Here is a 15,090-nt window from a genome sequence, read left to right as displayed (position 1 = left end):
GTGTCCCCATCCCCCTCCGCTTCGTCCCCCGCCGATCCGACCCTTCCCGCGATCACCGACCTCCTCGCCACCCTGGTGGCCTTCGAGACGGTCAGCTCGGCGACCAACCTGCCCCTCGTCGACCACGTCGAGGCCTATTGCCGGCGCCACGGCGCCGCGGTCGAGCGGGTGACGGACGAGACGGGGGAGAAGGCGGCCCTGTGGGTCACGGTCGGGCCGGCCGACCGGCCGGGCTACGTGCTGTCGGGCCACAGCGACGTGGTGCCGGTGGAGGGCCAGGACTGGACCCACGACCCCTTCCGCCTGACCGCGATCGACGGGCGCCTCTACGGCCGCGGCACCTCGGACATGAAGGGATTCCTGGCGGTCTGCCTGGCGCTCCTGCCCGAGATGGCGGCGGCCCCGCTCAGCCGCCCGCTGCACCTCGCGATCTCGTACGACGAGGAGGTCGGCTGCCTCGGCGTGCGCCCGCTCATCGGCCACATGCGCGAGCGGGGCGTGAAGCCCCTCGGCTGCTTCGTCGGCGAGCCGACCGGGATGGCGGTGGTGATCGGCCACAAGGGCAAGTACGGCGCCAAGGTCACCTTCCGGGGCCGGGCCTGCCACTCGGCGCTGGCGCCCACCGGCGTCAACGCGATCGAGTACGCGGCCCGCTTCATCGAGCGGGTGCGGCTGACCGCCGAGGGGCTCTCCCGCGACGGCGTCCGCGACGAGCTCTACGACGTGCCCCACACGACCGGGCTCACCGCCCTCGTCCAGGGCGGCACGGCGCTCAACATCGTGCCCGACCGCTGCACCGTCGGGTTCGAGTTCCGGGCCATCGCCGGCGACGACCCGCGCGGCCTCGCCGAGACCGTGCTCGCTTACGCCCGCGACGTGCTGGTGCCCGAGATGCAGGCGCGCGACCCGTCCTGCGGCATCGCGGTCGAGCCGGTGATCGACTATCCGGGCCTCGACATCGCCCCCGATGCGCCCCTCGTCACGGTCGCCAAGCGGCTCGCCGGCCGCAACGGCCACGCCAAGGTCTCGTACGGCACCGAGGCCGGTCTCTTCCAGAGCCTCGGCGACGTGCCCTCGGTGGTGATCGGCCCCGGCGACATCGCCCGCGCCCACAAGGCCGACGAGTACGTCGAGACCCGGGAGCTCGCCGACTGCGCCGCCTTCCTGCGCCGGCTGATCGCCGAGAGCTGCGCGTAAGCGAGCCCTCAGCGCCGCGCGGCCAGATCCCCCATCCGGGCGGCGCGGCCCTGCTCGACGTGCCAGCGCGCATCGGCCACCTGCCGGCGCAGGCTGTCGCGGCGCCAGCGGTGATAGAGGCGCCAGGGCAGCGCGGCGGTGCCGGCGCGGGTCTCGTGGTGCGTCAGGCGGCGCAGCAGGCCCGGCAGGCAAGCCCCTGCCGCCTCGCCGGTGGCGATGTCGCCGAGGCGCACCTGGCGCAGCAACTCGGCCCGGTAATCCTCCACGCCGCTCCTCCCTCGCGCGTTCGACCAAGGGGATGCCGGCGTGCCGCCGACGGGGCCAGGATGGGAAGATCGGGCCGCGCTGGCAACGCGGCATCGTCGCTCGACCGCTTGCCCGACGGAAGCCCTCCGACCGGCATCGTCCTGTCCGCGAAGCCCCGTCGTCGGAAGGCCGTCCCGAGGTTCCGCGATCGGGCCCGGAAGGAGCATTGCCGCGAGATCTTTAATCCCGTCGCGAGGGTTCCCGTGATCTGGTCCGGCGCCCGGGGCGGAGGACCGATCTCCGCCCGCCACCGCTCGGGGATCTCGCATGCACCGTTCCGCGCGCCGCGGCGGCCTCGTCGCTCTTACCCTCGCCACCGGCGTCTGCGGGGCGAGCGCCCAGGGGCTGGGACCCGCCGCGGGTGCCGTCGATGCCTGGTTCCGGAGCGCGGCGCGGCCGCTCTGCGTCTCCGCCGACGGCACCGATACGCGCTGCACCGCCCGCAACGGTCCTCGCTACACCGTCGGCTACGCACCGGACGGCGCCGCCGCGATCGCGTTCGTCCGCTTCCAGGCCGATCCGACCGGGAACGCCGAGAACCTGGAGGTGGCGACCTTCCGCGCCGTGGGCGGGCGCTGGGTCCTCGTGCGGAAAGTCGGCGACATCCTCGGCCAGGGCCCGGGTCGGATCGGGTTCGAGGGTGGTCGCGCCGTCTTCACCATGCAGGTCCTGCGCGAGAACGACGCCCGCTGCTGCCCGACCGGTACCCGGCGCCACGCCGTGCCGGTGCCGTAAGGGAGGCAGCGGCCCGCAGATGTTCGTCCGGGCGGGGTCCGGCGGGTCCCCGTCCGGACGCCGCTCCAGGGAAGGACAGGGGCCGGGCGTCAGGCCCCGCTGCCGGCTCGGCAGCGCCGATACGAGCCGAGGGCGTTGCCGTCGACCCGGACCGAGAGCCGGTCGTCCTGCAGGGCCGCGACGACGGTCGAGGCTTTCGACCGGTCGGCGAACGAGCAGGAACCGCGCCAGGTGACGACGTCGCCCGCCCGGGACACGCTCTTGAAGGTGCAAGCGAACTCGTCCCCGGCCATGCCCAGCGGTGCGATCCGCACGGCCCCGTCGACCGGCCGGCACTGGCGCGGATCGGGCGCCCAATCCCCGACGATCGAACGCCCGTCCGCGAGGGCCGGCGAGCCGGCGAGCACGGCGACGACGGTGACGAGGGTGCGGCGGCGGAGGGCGGGGCACAGGATCATGAGACGGCTCGGTCCGGGCAGGAGGGACCTCGCCACCGTGAGGCCGCGTCCGCTGCGAATCCCTGATCCGCACCGCTCAAATGCCCGCTTTCGCCGATCGGAACCCTGGAAACGATTCCCAGCGCCCATCCGATGGCGGCAAGAGCCACAACAGGGCGGTTCTCTCAGGATAAAGCCTCGCGGAGGCAAGCCGGCTGGTCGGCTCGGACTTGCCTCCGTCTCGGTCCGAATTGCACGGCACCGATACAACAGGCCGTCAATCATGCGGATCGAGAAGGAAGAATGGTGGGCCCGGTAGGACTCGAACCTACAACCAGACCGTTATGAGCGGTCGGCTCTAACCATTGAGCTACAGGCCCTTCGGTTTCGTCTTCGGCATCCTCGCGGCTGGCCCGCGGACGGGGCGGCGCGCTCGGTCGCGGGGACGGTGACGCGAAACCTGTCCGTAGGTACCCGGCGAGGGCGGTGGCGGCAAGCCCCTCGGTGGCGGTTCCGGACCGGGAGGGGGCGGTTGTATCCTGCGAGGCCGCGATACGACCCTGGCGGGTGGCGGCGCTCCCGCTCTGAGCACTGCCGGCCGTCCCGCGCGGCCCCCCGGGTCAGCCCGTCGCCGCGGCCCGGTCCGGCGCCTCGGCCCCGAGGCTGCCGAGATAGGTCTCGGCGACCCGGGCATCGGCCTGGAGGGTGCGGCTGTCGCCCTCCAGCACCACGCGGCCGCCGTCGAGGACGTAGCCGTGATCGGCGATGCGGAGCGCGGCGCGGGCGTTCTGCTCGACGAGCAGGATCGCCACCCCCTCGTCGCGCAGGCGCGCGACCGTGCGCATCACCTCGGCGACGATCAGCGGGGCGAGGCCGAGGCTCGGCTCGTCGAGCATCAGGAGCCGCGGACGGCCCATCAACGCGCGGGCCATGGCGAGCATCTGGCGCTCGCCGCCCGAGAGCGTGCCGGCCTGCTGGCGCCGGCGCTCGGCCAGGCGGGGGAAGAGCCGGTACATCTCGCCGAGGTCGCCGCCGCCTCCCGAGGTGCGGAACCGGAAGGCGCCGAGCTTCAGGTTGTCCTCGACGGTCATGGTCGAGAAGAGCTCGCGCCGCTCGGGGATCAGGCTCAACCCCAGCGCCACCCTGGCCTCGACGGGCAGCCGCGTTAGGTCGCGCCCCTCGAAGCGGAGGATCCCCTTCGCCGGCAGCACCCCCATCAGGGCGTTGAGCAGCGTGGTCTTGCCGGCGCCGTTGGCGCCCAGCACCGTGACGAGCCGGCCGGGCGCGACGCTGAGCGAGACGCCCCGCACCGCCTCGACCTTGCCGTAGGCGACGGAGACGGCATGCGCCTCGAGCATCGGGACGGTCATGCGGGGCTCCCCAGATAGGCCTCGACCACCGCGGGGTTGCGGCGGACCGCGGCGGGGGCGCCCTCGCACAGCTTGGCGCCGAAGTTCATCACCACCAGCCGGTCGGCGAGCCCCATCACGAAATCCATGTCGTGCTCGACGAGCAGGATGCCGAGGCCCTCCTGGCGCAAGCGGCGCAGGAGGTCGCTCAAGCCCTGCTTCTCCTGGTGGCGCAGGCCCGCGGCCGGCTCGTCGAGGAGGAGGAGCTGGGGGCCGAGGCAGAGCGCGCGGGCGATCTCGACGATGCGCTGCTGGCCGAGCGCCAGGCTGCCCGCCGGCAGGTCGCGGCAGGCGGTCAATCCCACCCGGGCGAGCTGGCGGTCGGCCTCGGCGAAGAGCGCGGCCTCCTCCGCCGCATCGAGGCCGAGCGCGCCGCGGACCGGGCCGGCGGCGCCGCGCAGATGGGCGCCGAGCGCCACGTTCTCGATCACCGACATGCCGGCGACGAGCTTGACGTGCTGGAAGGTGCGGGCGCAGCCGAGCCGGGCGATGCGCCGTGCCGGCAGGCCGGTCACGTCCGTCCCCCGGAGCCGCACCGCGCCGGCGGTGAGGCGCGCCACCCCGGTGACGAGGTTGAAGGTGGTGCTCTTGCCCGCGCCGTTCGGCCCGATCAGCGCCACCACCTCGCCGGCCCTCACGGCGAACCCGATGTCGTTGACCGCAACGAGGCCCCCGAAGGTCTTCCTGAGGTTCGCGGCCTCCAGAAGCGCCGTGCCGGGGGCGGCGGCCGGGCGCGGCGCCAGGGGCTCGCGCGCCGGCCCGCGGTCGGGCGGTGCGGCGACGGAGCGGCGCACGATCAGCGGCCACAGGCCGTCCGGCGCGCGCTGGAGCATCACCACCAGCAGCACCCCGAACACGATCGCCTCGAAGTTGCCTTGCGCGCCGAAGACCAGCGGCAGCACGTTCTGGAGCTGGTCCTTCAGCACCGTCACCAGCACGGCGCCGAAGACGCCGCCGCCGATCGAGCCGGCCCCGCCGATCACCGCCATCAGCAGGTACTCGATGCCGGCATTGATGCCGAAGGGCGTCGGGTTGATGGCGCGCTGGATGTGGGCGTAGAGCCAGCCCGACAAAGCCGCCAGCATCGCCGCGTAGACGAAGGCGACGATCTTCACCCGCGCCGTGTCGACCCCGAAGGATTCCGCCGCGACGACCCCGCCCTTGAGCGCCCGGATCGCCCGGCCGGTGCGCGAGCGCAGCAGGCGGTGGGTGAGCCAGAGGCTCAGCGCCAGGAATCCCCAGGTCAGCAGCATCGCCTCGCCGCCGCCCAGCACCGGGTGGCCCAAAAGCGAGATCGGCGGCAGGCCGGTCAGCCCGTCGTAGCGGCCGAGCGCGTCGGTGTTGCCCAGCACGTAGAAGAACGAGATGTTCCAGGCGATGGTGCCGAGCGGCAGGTAGTGGCCCGACAGGCGCAGCGTGATCGCCCCGATGACCCAGGCGGCGACGGCCGACAGGAGCAGGGCCACCGGCAGGGAGAGCCAGGGCGAGAGCCCGCCTTGCGTGGTCAGCAGCGCCGTGGCGTAGGCCGAGATGCCGACGAACATCGCCTGCCCGAAGGAGGTGATGCCCGCGACCCCGGTCAGTACCACGAGGCCCGTGACCACGATCGCCGAGAGGCCGGCATAGATCATCAGCGTGAGCCAGAACGGCGGCACGCCGGGCAGGAACGGCAGGGCGACGACCAGGAGGGCGAAGAGGCCGGTCAGGAGTGGGGTGGGGGCGGGACGGGTGGGCATGGTCACTCCTCGTCCTCCACCGGGGCCGAGCGCAGGGAGCGCCAAAGCAGGACCGGGATGATCGCCATAAACACGATCACCTCCTTGAAGGCGCTGGCCTCGAACGAGGCGACGGATTCGATGATGCCGACGAGGATCGCGGCGGCGGCCGCCGCCGGGTAGCTCGCGAGCCCGCCGATGATCGCCGCGACGAAGCCCTTGAGGCCGATGAGGAAGCCGGTGTCGTAGTAGACCGTGGTGAGCGGCGCGATCAGCACGCCGGACAGCGCCCCGATGAAGGCCGCGACCGAGAAGCTGAGCCGACCGGCGAGCGAGGGGGCGATGCCCATCAGCCGGGCGCCGAGGCGGTTGACGGCCGTCGCGATCAGCGCCTTGCCGAGCAGCGTGCGCGAGAAGAACAGCCATAGCGCGACGATGATCGTCAGCGTCAGCCCGATCATCCAGAGCGACTGGCCGCTGACGAGCAGGGGCCCGGCCGGGAACGAGGCCTCCGACAAGGGCGGGGTGCGCGAGCCCTCCGCGCCGAAGAACACCAGGCCGAGGCCGGTCAGCGCCAGGTGCACGCCGACCGAGGCGATCAGGAGCACCAGCACCGAGGCATGCGCCAGCGGCCGGAACGCCACCGCGTGCAGGAAGCCGCCCATCGGCGTCACGATGGCGAGGGTCAGGAGGATCTCGACCAAGAGGCCGGGCTTCGTCGGCGCCAGGACCCAGGCCGCGGCGGCGACGAGCGCCGGCAGGGCGAGGTCCCGCAGCGCGAGGCGCAGGAGCCCGCGCCCGTCGAGGGTGTGGCGTCCCTCGGCACAATCGGCCAGGAAGGCGAGGCCGCCGAGGCCGAGGAGCAGCGGCACGGTGCCCGGCGGGGTGCCGGCCTCCAGGCTCGCCAGCGTCAGCGCCCCGTAGGCGACGAACTCGCCCTGCGGGATCAGGATGACCCGCGTGACGGTGAAGACCAGGACCAGCGACAGAGCGATCAGCGCGTAGATCGCGCCGTTCACGACGCCGTCCTGGAGGAGGAGAAGGAGGATCGTTGCGTCCACGGAATGGTATCCTGGGCGTCTTTGGGGATGTCGTGATTTTTTATGTCTATCCCACTCGCGCCCTCATCCTGAGGTGCGAGTGAAACGAGCCTCGAAGGAGGGCTCCAGTGATCGCAGGGATGTCTGGAGCCCTCCTTCGAGGTTAGTCCATCGGCGATGGACTAACACCTCAGGATGAGGGGGAGGGAGGGATAGCGGCGTGGGTGTCCGATCAGGATCCGCCCGTCAGTTCGTCGCCGGCAACAGCTTCCACTTGCCGTTCTCGATCGTCACCATCACGCGGGCGCGGTCGTCCTGGCCGACATGGTCGGTCGGGGTCATGTTGACGACGCCGTTGGTGTAGACGACGTCCTTCAACCCCTCGATCGCGTCGCGGAGCGCAGCGCGGAACTCAGGGGTACCCGGCTTGGCGGTCTTGAGCGCGACCGGGATCGCGTTCGCCAAGAGCACCTGCGCGTCGTAGGCGTGGCCGCCGAAGGTCGCGAGCGAGCCCGCACCGAACTTCGCCTCGTAGGCCTTGGTGTAGTCGAGGGCGACCTTGCGCACCGGGTTCGATTCCGGGAGCTGCTCGGCCACCAGCAGCGGGCCGGCGGGCAGCACCGTGCCTTCCAGGTCCTTGCCGCCGACGCGCAGGAAGTCGGCATTGGCGACGCCGTGGGTCTGGTAGTACTTGCCGGCGTAGCCGCGCTCCTTGAGCGTCTTCTGCGGCAGCGCCGCAGGCGTGCCCGAACCCGCGATCAGCACCGCGTCGGGACGCGCCGCCATCACCTTCAGCACCTGGCCGGTGACGCTGGTATCGGTGCGGGCGTAGCGCTCGGTCGCGGCGAGCTTGATGCCCTTGGCCTCGAGCCGGGGCGTGATCTCGGCGAGCCAGCCGTCGCCGTAGGCGTCGTTGAAGCCGATGAAGCCGACGGACTTCACGCCCGCCTTGGCCATGTGGGCGGCGATCGCCTCGGCCATCAGGCCGTCGTTCTGCGGCGCCTTGAACACCCAGCGGCGCTTGTCGTCCATCGGGGCGACGATCTTGGAGGAGGCCGCGAGGCTGATCAGCGGCACCTTGGCCTCGGCCGCGACCTCGATCAGCGCCAGCGAGACCGGGGTCACCGACGAGCCGACGATGGCATCGACACGGTCGTCGCTCGCGAGCTTGCGCGCGTTGGCGACGCCCTTGGTGGTGTCGGTCGCGTCGTCGAGGACGATCCACTCGACCTTCTGGCCGCCGATCTCGGTCGGCAGCAGCGTCACGGTGTTGGCCTGCGGGATGCCGAGCGAGGCCGCCGGGCCGGTCTTGGCGATGGTGACGCCGATCTTGATCGGCTGCGCCAGCACGGGACCGGCCAGAACGGTGCCGGCAAGGGCGAGCGCCCAGACGATGCGCCTCATGGTGGTATCCTCCCCTTCGGGCCGCGCCGGTTGGAATCCGGTCGCTGGCGTCCCGGGCCGTCGTTGAGCCCGTCCGGTCGTGCTTTGCAAGTCCGTTTCGCAAGTCCGCGCGGCGCCCGTCCACCCTGGCGTTCGGCTAAGGGCGCGCGTTTGACATCACCCGCGCAGCTTTATAATTTACCGTCCGGTTGGTCAATAGATCGCGCCGGCGGCTCCTTGGGGGTTCGACACGGCGGGGCGGGGAGGACGGAACCGAATGAGCGAGACGAGCGAGACCCTGGTGCTGGTCGAGCGCCACGCCGGCTACCGCGTGCTGGTCCTCAACCGGCCCGACCGGCTCAACGCCTTCAACGAGCCGCTGCACCTCGCCCTGCGCGAGGCGCTCGGCGAGGCCGCCGCCGATCCCGACTGCCGGGCGCTGATCCTCACCGGGGCCGGCCGCGGCTTCTGCGCCGGCCAGGATCTCTCGGCCCGCAATTTCGCGCCCGACGTCGAGCCCGACCTCTCCCGCACCCTCGACGCCTTCTACAACCCGCTGGTCCGGCAGATCCGCGACCTGCCGATGCCGCTGATCTGCGCCGTCAACGGGGTGGCGGCCGGCGCCGGGGCCAGCCTCGCCTTCCACGGCGACCTCGTGCTCGCCGCCCGCTCGGCCAAGTTCCTTCAGGCCTTCGCCAAGCTCGGGCTGATTCCGGACGCCGGCGGCACCTGGCTGCTGGCGCGCCTCGCCGGGCGGGCCCGGGCCCGCGGCATGGCGCTGCTCGCCGAGCCGATCACCGCCGAGCAGGCGGAAGCCTGGGGCATGATCTGGCGGGTGATCGACGACGCGGACCTGATGGCCGAGGCGCATCGGCTCGCCGCCCACCTCGCCACGCAGCCGACCTACGGCCTCGCCCTGATCCGCCGCGCCCTCGACGCCTCCGAGACCAACGACCTCGACGCCCAGCTCGCCGTGGAGAGCGAGCTGCAGGGCGAGGCCGGGCGCTCGCCAGATTACCGCGAGGGCGTGGCGGCCTTCCTGGAGAAGCGCCCGGCCCGCTTCACCGGGCGGCGCCGGTGAATCCCGGCGAGCTGGCCCGCGCCTGCGCGGAGGCGATGTGGGCCGAGGACCGGGCGAGCCGGGGGCTCGGCATGACCCTCGACCATGCCGGGCCGGGCGAGGCGGTGCTGTCGATGCGGGTGCGCGACGACATGACGAACGGCCACGGCTCCTGCCACGGCGGCTTCATCTTCGCGCTCGCCGATTCGGCCTTCGCCTTCGCGTGCAACGCGCACGACCAGCGGGCGGTGGCGCAGCATTGCGCCGTCACCTTCCTGCGGCCGGGCCGACGCGGCGAGGTGCTGACGGCGCGGGCCGTCGAGCGGGTACGCGAGGGGCGCTCGGGGATCTACGACGTGACGGTGACCGACGCGCAGGGCGGAGTGGTGGCGGAGTTCCGCGGCCACTCGCGGACCGTGCCGGGGACGGTGCTGGCGGGGGAGGGGGGAGCGGTGCCGTCCGCCCGATCGGAGCCCCCCTGAACGCCGCGACGCCTCATCCCACCCACAACCTCATGCTGAGGTGCGACCGGAGGGAGCCTCGAAGGAGGGCTGCAGATGTCTCGCGCTCCCTGGAGCTCTCCTTCGAGGTCAGCCGATCTTCGATCGACTGACAACTCAGGATGAGGCCGCGGATGGGGTGATCGGGGTAATCTACACATAGAAAGTCAAAAATACTCCAGGGAGAGACGCCATGCTCCAGATCGCCCCCCGCAAGCTCGCCCGCATGGTGCCGGACGCCGCCGAGCTCGACCGGTTCGAGACCGCCTCGCGGGCGGAACTCGCCGCCTGGCAGCGCGAGAAGCTGCGCGAGACCCTGCACCACGCCTACGCCAACGTGCCCCATTACCGCGCCGCCTTCGACGCCGCCGGCGTGCACCCGCGCGATTTCTCCGATCTGCCCGATCTCGCCCGCTTCCCCTTCACGGCGAAGGGGGATCTGCGGGCGAACTATCCGTTCGGCATGTTCGCGGTGCCGCGGGAAGACGTGGCGCGCATCCACGCCTCGTCCGGCACCACCGGCAAGCCGACGGTGGTGGGCTACACCAAGGCCGACATCGACACCTGGGCCGACGTGGTGGCGCGCTCGATCCGCGCCGCGGGCGGGCGGCCCGGGATGCTGGTCCACGTCGCCTACGGCTACGGCCTGTTCACCGGGGGGCTCGGGGCCCATTACGGCGCCGAGCGGCTGGGCTGCACGGTGATCCCGATGTCGGGCGGGATGACCGAGCGCCAGGTCCAGCTGATCCAGGACTTCAAGCCCGACATCATCATGGTGACGCCGTCCTACATGCTGGCGATCCTCGACGAGTTCCGCCGCCAGGGGCTCGACCCGCGGGCCTCCTCGCTCAAGGTCGGCATCTTCGGGGCCGAGCCCTGGACCAACGCGATGCGGGCCGAGATCGAGGAGGCGTTCGACCTCCACGCCGTCGACATCTACGGCCTGTCCGAGGTGATGGGACCGGGGGTCGCCAGCGAGTGCGTCGAGACCAAGGACGGGCTCCACATCTGGGAGGACCACTTCTACCCCGAGGTGATCGATCCGCGGACCGGCGCGGTGCTGCCGGACGGGGAGGAGGGCGAGCTGGTCTTCACCTCGCTCACCAAGCAGGCGATGCCGGTGATCCGCTACCGCACCCGCGACCTGACCCGGCTCCTGCCCGGCACCGCCCGGGCGATGCGCCGGATGGAGAAGATCACCGGGCGCTCCGACGACATGATGATCGTGCGCGGGGTCAACGTCTTCCCGAGCCAGATCGAGGAGAAGATCCTGACCATCCCGGCGCTCTCGGCGCATTACCAGGTGGTGCTCTCCCGCGAGGGTCGGATGGACACCATGACGATCCGCGTCGAGGCCCGGCCGGAGGCCGACATCGCGGATCTGCGCGAGGCGGCGGCCGACCGGCTCTGCCAGGCGGTCAAGGACACGATCGGGATCACCGCGGCGGTGGACGTGCTGGCGCCCGGCGGCATCGAGCGCTCGCTGGGCAAGGCCCGCCGGGTCGTCGACCGGCGTCCCCGCGAGTAAGTGCACCTCACAAAACTCCCGCTGCAATGTCGCTGCCACAGCAAGCCGAGGCAGTGATCGGGAGTTTTGTGAGAGACACTCATACGAGACCAGCAGCGACGAGACCTCATGGCCCGCACCCGCGCCACCGACTACGACGACAAGCGCCGGGCGATCCTCGATCGCTCGGCCGAGCTGTTTGCCGCCCACGGCTACGACCGCGCCTCGATGAGCCGGATCGCCGAGGCCTGCGGGGTCTCGAAGGCAAATCTGTATCATTACTACCGCGACAAGGACGAGATCCTGTTCGACGTGATCCGGCTGCATCTCGAGGAGCTGCTGGAGGCCGTCGAGGCCGCCGACCGCCCGGGCCTGCCGCCGGAGGCGCGCCTGCGCGGCCTCGCCGAGGCGCTGCTCGAGGCCTACCGAGACGCCGACGCCCAGCACAAGGTGCAGATCAACCACCTCGGCCTCCTCGCCCCCGAGCGGCAGGCGGAGCTGAAGGCGAGCGAGCGCGAGCTGGTGCGCCTCTTCTCCGAGGCGATCGCCGGGGTGGCGCCCCACCTCGCCGGCACTGCCCTGCTCAAGCCCGTCACCATGTCGTTCTTCGGCATGGTCAACTGGCACTACCTCTGGTTCCGCCCCGGCGCCGGCCTGACCCGGGCGGACTACGCCGACCTCGTGACCCGGCTGATCGCCGAGGGCGCCCGCGGCATCGCCGCCGAGCCGGCCCCCGAGCGCCGCGCCGCCGGCGGCTGACGGCCCGCCCGACTCAACCGTGGACGACCGGCGAGGCTCCTGCTACCACCGCCGGCGGCCAGGCCCCGTAGCTCAGCTGGATAGAGCAGCCGCCTTCTAAGCGGCAGGTCGCAGGTTCGAGCCCTGCCGGGGTCGCCACTGACACGCATTGCATGTCAATGAGTTGACGTATTTCAAGTATATGTAGAGCCGTCCGCCAGAGCAGCGGATCGCGAGCGAAGGACGCCGAAAGCAACCAATCGGCGCGAAAGATCCCGAACGACCTTACGAAGAACGTTTGGCGGGACGTTCTTTCCTGTCGCCGCCCAACCGGATCGGCGGCGACTGCAAGCCGATCGGCTCACCAAAACGTCCCGGAACCGGATACCTGGTTCCCGAGGTCCATGGCGACCGGGATCACCCGCCGCGGGGCGAGCCGCGGCGGGTGGCCGGGGCGAGAGATCAGATGGTCAGCCGGCCGGTGAGCAAGAGCACGATCAGGATGATCAGGAGGATGCCGCCGATGCCGAGGCCGCCCGTACGGTAGCGGCCGCCACCGTAGAAGCTGCCGCCGCCACCGAAGAGCAGGATGAGCAGGATGAGGACGATCAGGAGCGTCATGGGCAGCAGTCCTTAAAGCCAAGCTGGCTGGCATGAGGAATGCCGGCCACGCGTTTTCGTTCCTTCAGGGCGTGGCTTCCTGCGGCGATGTCGCTTCGCGATCGTGGCTTCGGCGTTTTTCGATCGACCGCTGTGGAGCGGCGCGGATCGTCGCGTCTCAGCTGAGCCTTCCGCGCAGCTGCCCGACCCCGTCGGACTTGGCCGAGACGCAGACTTCTCGCCGGTCCGGGTTCCACTTACGGCGCGCTGGCCGTGGCGCGCCGGCGGTGTCGATCGAGGTCGGCTTCCGCGCCCGATACGGGCCGGAGCCCCGGCCGTGTCCTCATCCCGGCGAGCGTCGAGCCGGCTCGATCGATTCGTTCGACTCCGCCCGTGGCCTCCGGGCCCGGCGATAGGGGCTCACGTCCGGATATGCTCGTGCGGATGCGGCTCCGGGCCGTGGCCGTGGTCGGCGAGCTCGATCCGGGCCGGGATCAGCGAGAGGCTGTCGTGGCGGATGCCGCGCTGGGTCGCGACCTCATCGGCGAAGGCGAGGATGTCGCGGGCGCGGCCGCGCAGCATCAGCGTGTGCAGGCTGGCATCGTGGTCGAGGGGGACCTGGACCTGGGCGATCACCAGGTCGTGGCGGCGCTGCTGGATCTCGGCGAGGCGCTGGCCGAGGTCGCGCACCCCCGCCTCGGCGACGAAGCCGAAGGTCGCGACGCAAGAGAGGTCGGGATCGAGCTGGCGGCGCGTCTCGGCGAGACCGCGCCGCAGGAGATCGCGCATCGCCTCCGAGCGGCCGGCATAGCCGCGCAGCGTCGCGATCCGGTCGACCTCCGCCACGAGGCCGGGATCGAGGGTGACGGTGATCCGCTGCATCAGCGCGCCTCCGCGGGCTCGGCCGGCAGGACCGCGTCGAGGAGCTCGCGCGCCGCCGGATGGGTGAGCGACAGGGCCGGGCGGCACGGCGAGGCGTCGACGATCCGCCCGTCACCCAGAACCACGATGCGGTCGGCGAAGCGGCGCGCCAGCCGCACGTCGTGGGTGACGAGCAGGAAGGCGGTACCGTGCCGGCGGCGCAGGGCCGCGAGCTGGTCGAGGATCTCGACCTGGCGCGGCGCGTCGAGGTTCGAGACCGCCTCGTCGAGGACGACGAGGGCCGGCCGCGTGGCGAGCGCCCGGGCGAGGCCGACGCGCTGCACCTGCCCGCCGGAGAGCTGCCCCGGGAGCCGCAGGGCCACGGCGGGGTCCAGGCCGACCGTGGCCAGCACCTCCTCGACCCGCGCCTGCCGCTCGGGGACCGACAGGCCGGTCAGGTGGCGCAGCGGCTCGGCGACGATCCGCCCGACCGGGTGGCGCGGATTGACCGCCGAGAGCGGGTCCTGGAGCACCATCTGGATCGCGGCCCGGAAGGCCCGCCACCCGGCGCGGTCGAGGCGGGACAGGGGCGTGCCACGAAACAGCACCTCGCCGGCCTCCACCGGCTCGAGCCCGAGGAGCAGGCGGGCGAACGTGCTCTTGCCCGAGCCGCTGCGGCCGATCAGGGCGACGCACTCGCCCTCCGCCAGCGCCAGCTCGATGCCCGCGAGCACCGTGCGGCGGGCGCCGGGCGCTGGATAGGAGTGGCCGATCCCGCGGGCGGCGAGCAGGGCCGTCATGCCGGGTCCCGGTGCAGGGCCCGGTGGGCGGAAAGCAGCGCCCGCGTCGCCGGGGCGGCGGGCGCTGCGAAGAGCCGCGCGGCGGGACCGGCCTCGACGATCCGCCCGGCCTCCATCACCGCCATCCGGTCGGCGAGGCGGGCGACGACGCCGAGGTCGTGGGTGACGATCAGGAGCCCGAGGCCGCGGGCCCGCACCAGCCCGGCGAGGAGGTCGAGGATGCGCTTCTGGGCGACGAGGTCGAGGTCGGTGGTCGGCTCGTCGGCGACGAGGAACGGCGCGCGGGACATCAGCGCCAGCGCGATCATCGCCCGCTGCAGCATGCCGCCCGACATCTGGAACGGGTAGAGGCCCGGGATGCGGGACTCGTCGCCGAGCCCGACCGCCGCGAAGGCCTCCGCGGTTGCCGCCCGGGCGGCGGCCCCGCGGAGGCCCGCCACCGCCAGGGTTTCGGCCGCGTGGTCGGCGAGGGTGCGCAGCGGGTTGAAGGCGGTGCGCGGCGCCTGGAGCACGGTCGCGACCGCGCGGCCGCGCAACGCCGCCGGCTCCGCCGCGACGCCGTCGAGGAGGATCCGCCCGCCGCTCTGCCGGGTGCCCGGCGGCAGCACGCCGAGGAGAGCAGCGCAGGCCAGCGACTTGCCCGAGCCGCTGGCGCCGACGAGGGCCAGGACCTCGCCGGTGATGAGATCGAGGCTGGCCTCGCGCACCAGCGGCACCGACTCGCGGCCGGCCCGGGTGTCGTGCCGGGTCTCGCGCCGGGTTTCGCGCCAAGTCTCGACCGACAGGCCCTCGGCCCGCAGCG

Annotated in this window: 16 protein-coding genes and 2 tRNA genes; 7 read left to right on the top strand and 11 right to left on the bottom strand. The window is 72.2% G+C overall.

Annotated features, from left to right (window positions below):
* On the top strand, positions 1–1,197 hold the full coding sequence (gene argE / locus BMX97_RS04800; RefSeq protein WP_244538288.1) for an acetylornithine deacetylase: 1,197 nt from the start codon (positions 1–3) through the stop codon (positions 1,195–1,197).
* 8 nt (positions 1,198–1,205) lie between these two features.
* Here the strand turns inward: argE and BMX97_RS04795 are convergent, their stop codons facing one another.
* Entirely contained in the window at positions 1,206–1,463 is a 258-nt protein-coding gene (locus BMX97_RS04795) for a hypothetical protein (RefSeq protein ID WP_048431425.1), read from the bottom strand.
* 307 nt (positions 1,464–1,770) lie between these two features.
* On the opposite strand from BMX97_RS04795, the gene BMX97_RS04790 reads away from it, so the two are divergent.
* On the top strand, positions 1,771–2,238 hold the full coding sequence (locus BMX97_RS04790; RefSeq protein ID WP_091746051.1) for a hypothetical protein: 468 nt from the start codon (positions 1,771–1,773) through the stop codon (positions 2,236–2,238).
* 89 nt (positions 2,239–2,327) lie between these two features.
* On the opposite strand, the gene BMX97_RS33520 is transcribed toward BMX97_RS04790, so the two are convergent.
* The 6 genes from BMX97_RS33520 to BMX97_RS04760 form a co-directional block, all read right to left on the bottom strand.
* Entirely contained in the window at positions 2,328–2,696 is a 369-nt protein-coding gene (locus BMX97_RS33520; protein ID WP_244538287.1) for a hypothetical protein, read from the bottom strand.
* A 283-nt stretch (positions 2,697–2,979) separates the two neighbouring features.
* Positions 2,980–3,055: transfer RNA gene (locus tag BMX97_RS04780), tRNA-Ile, on the bottom strand.
* A gap of 240 nt (positions 3,056–3,295) precedes the next feature.
* On the bottom strand, positions 3,296–4,045 hold the full coding sequence (locus BMX97_RS04775; RefSeq protein ID WP_091746048.1) for an ABC transporter ATP-binding protein: 750 nt from the start codon (positions 4,043–4,045) through the stop codon (positions 3,296–3,298).
* Complete coding sequence (locus BMX97_RS04770; protein WP_091746045.1) at positions 4,042–5,820, bottom strand: branched-chain amino acid ABC transporter ATP-binding protein/permease; 1,779 nt, start codon at positions 5,818–5,820, stop codon at positions 4,042–4,044. The genes BMX97_RS04775 and BMX97_RS04770 overlap by 4 nt, the downstream gene beginning before the upstream one ends.
* Before the next feature lie 2 nt (positions 5,821–5,822).
* The gene (locus BMX97_RS04765) at positions 5,823–6,860 is read right to left on the bottom strand and encodes a branched-chain amino acid ABC transporter permease (protein WP_091746042.1); all 1,038 of its coding nucleotides are present in this window, start codon (positions 6,858–6,860) and stop codon (positions 5,823–5,825) included.
* A gap of 225 nt (positions 6,861–7,085) precedes the next feature.
* Positions 7,086–8,243: an ABC transporter substrate-binding protein gene (locus BMX97_RS04760; RefSeq protein WP_091746039.1), complete on the bottom strand. Its 1,158-nt coding sequence runs from the start codon at positions 8,241–8,243 to the stop codon at positions 7,086–7,088.
* A 256-nt stretch (positions 8,244–8,499) separates the two neighbouring features.
* On the opposite strand from BMX97_RS04760, the gene paaG reads away from it, so the two are divergent.
* The 5 genes from paaG (at position 8,500) to BMX97_RS04735 (ending at position 12,186) form a co-directional block, all read left to right on the top strand.
* The gene (gene paaG / locus BMX97_RS04755; protein WP_091746036.1) at positions 8,500–9,303 is read left to right on the top strand and encodes a 2-(1,2-epoxy-1,2-dihydrophenyl)acetyl-CoA isomerase PaaG; all 804 of its coding nucleotides are present in this window, start codon (positions 8,500–8,502) and stop codon (positions 9,301–9,303) included.
* A gap of 35 nt (positions 9,304–9,338) precedes the next feature.
* Positions 9,339–9,764 (top strand): hydroxyphenylacetyl-CoA thioesterase PaaI, encoded by a 426-nt coding sequence (paaI, locus tag BMX97_RS04750; RefSeq protein WP_091746970.1) that lies wholly within the window; start codon positions 9,339–9,341, stop codon positions 9,762–9,764.
* 211 nt (positions 9,765–9,975) lie between these two features.
* Complete coding sequence (gene paaK / locus BMX97_RS04745; protein WP_091746033.1) at positions 9,976–11,310, top strand: phenylacetate--CoA ligase PaaK; 1,335 nt, start codon at positions 9,976–9,978, stop codon at positions 11,308–11,310.
* Positions 11,311–11,418: 108 nt separating this feature from the next.
* Complete coding sequence (locus tag BMX97_RS04740) at positions 11,419–12,048, top strand: TetR/AcrR family transcriptional regulator (protein WP_091746030.1); 630 nt, start codon at positions 11,419–11,421, stop codon at positions 12,046–12,048.
* A gap of 61 nt (positions 12,049–12,109) precedes the next feature.
* Positions 12,110–12,186 (top strand) — tRNA-Arg (locus BMX97_RS04735).
* Between the two features lie 303 nt (positions 12,187–12,489).
* Here the strand turns inward: BMX97_RS04735 and BMX97_RS04730 are convergent.
* The 4 genes from BMX97_RS04730 to BMX97_RS04715 form a co-directional block, all read right to left on the bottom strand.
* Positions 12,490–12,648 (bottom strand): DUF3309 domain-containing protein, encoded by a 159-nt coding sequence (locus BMX97_RS04730; RefSeq protein ID WP_089504140.1) that lies wholly within the window; start codon positions 12,646–12,648, stop codon positions 12,490–12,492.
* 399 nt (positions 12,649–13,047) lie between these two features.
* Positions 13,048–13,509, bottom strand: a complete 462-nt coding sequence (gene nikR, locus BMX97_RS04725) for a nickel-responsive transcriptional regulator NikR (protein ID WP_091746027.1) — start codon at positions 13,507–13,509, stop codon at positions 13,048–13,050.
* On the bottom strand, positions 13,509–14,288 hold the full coding sequence (locus tag BMX97_RS04720; protein WP_091746024.1) for an ATP-binding cassette domain-containing protein: 780 nt from the start codon (positions 14,286–14,288) through the stop codon (positions 13,509–13,511). Before BMX97_RS04720 ends, nikR begins: the two co-directional genes overlap by 1 nt.
* On the bottom strand, positions 14,285–15,073 hold the full coding sequence (locus tag BMX97_RS04715) for an ATP-binding cassette domain-containing protein (RefSeq protein ID WP_244538306.1): 789 nt from the start codon (positions 15,071–15,073) through the stop codon (positions 14,285–14,287). Before BMX97_RS04715 ends, BMX97_RS04720 begins: the two co-directional genes overlap by 4 nt.
* Between the last annotated feature and the right edge of the window lie 17 nt (positions 15,074–15,090).

Source organism: Methylobacterium sp. ap11 (genome assembly GCF_900110515.1).
Taxonomy (GTDB): Bacteria; Pseudomonadota; Alphaproteobacteria; order Rhizobiales; family Beijerinckiaceae; genus Methylobacterium; species Methylobacterium ajmalii.
This window is presented reverse-complemented; position numbering and strand designations above follow the sequence as displayed.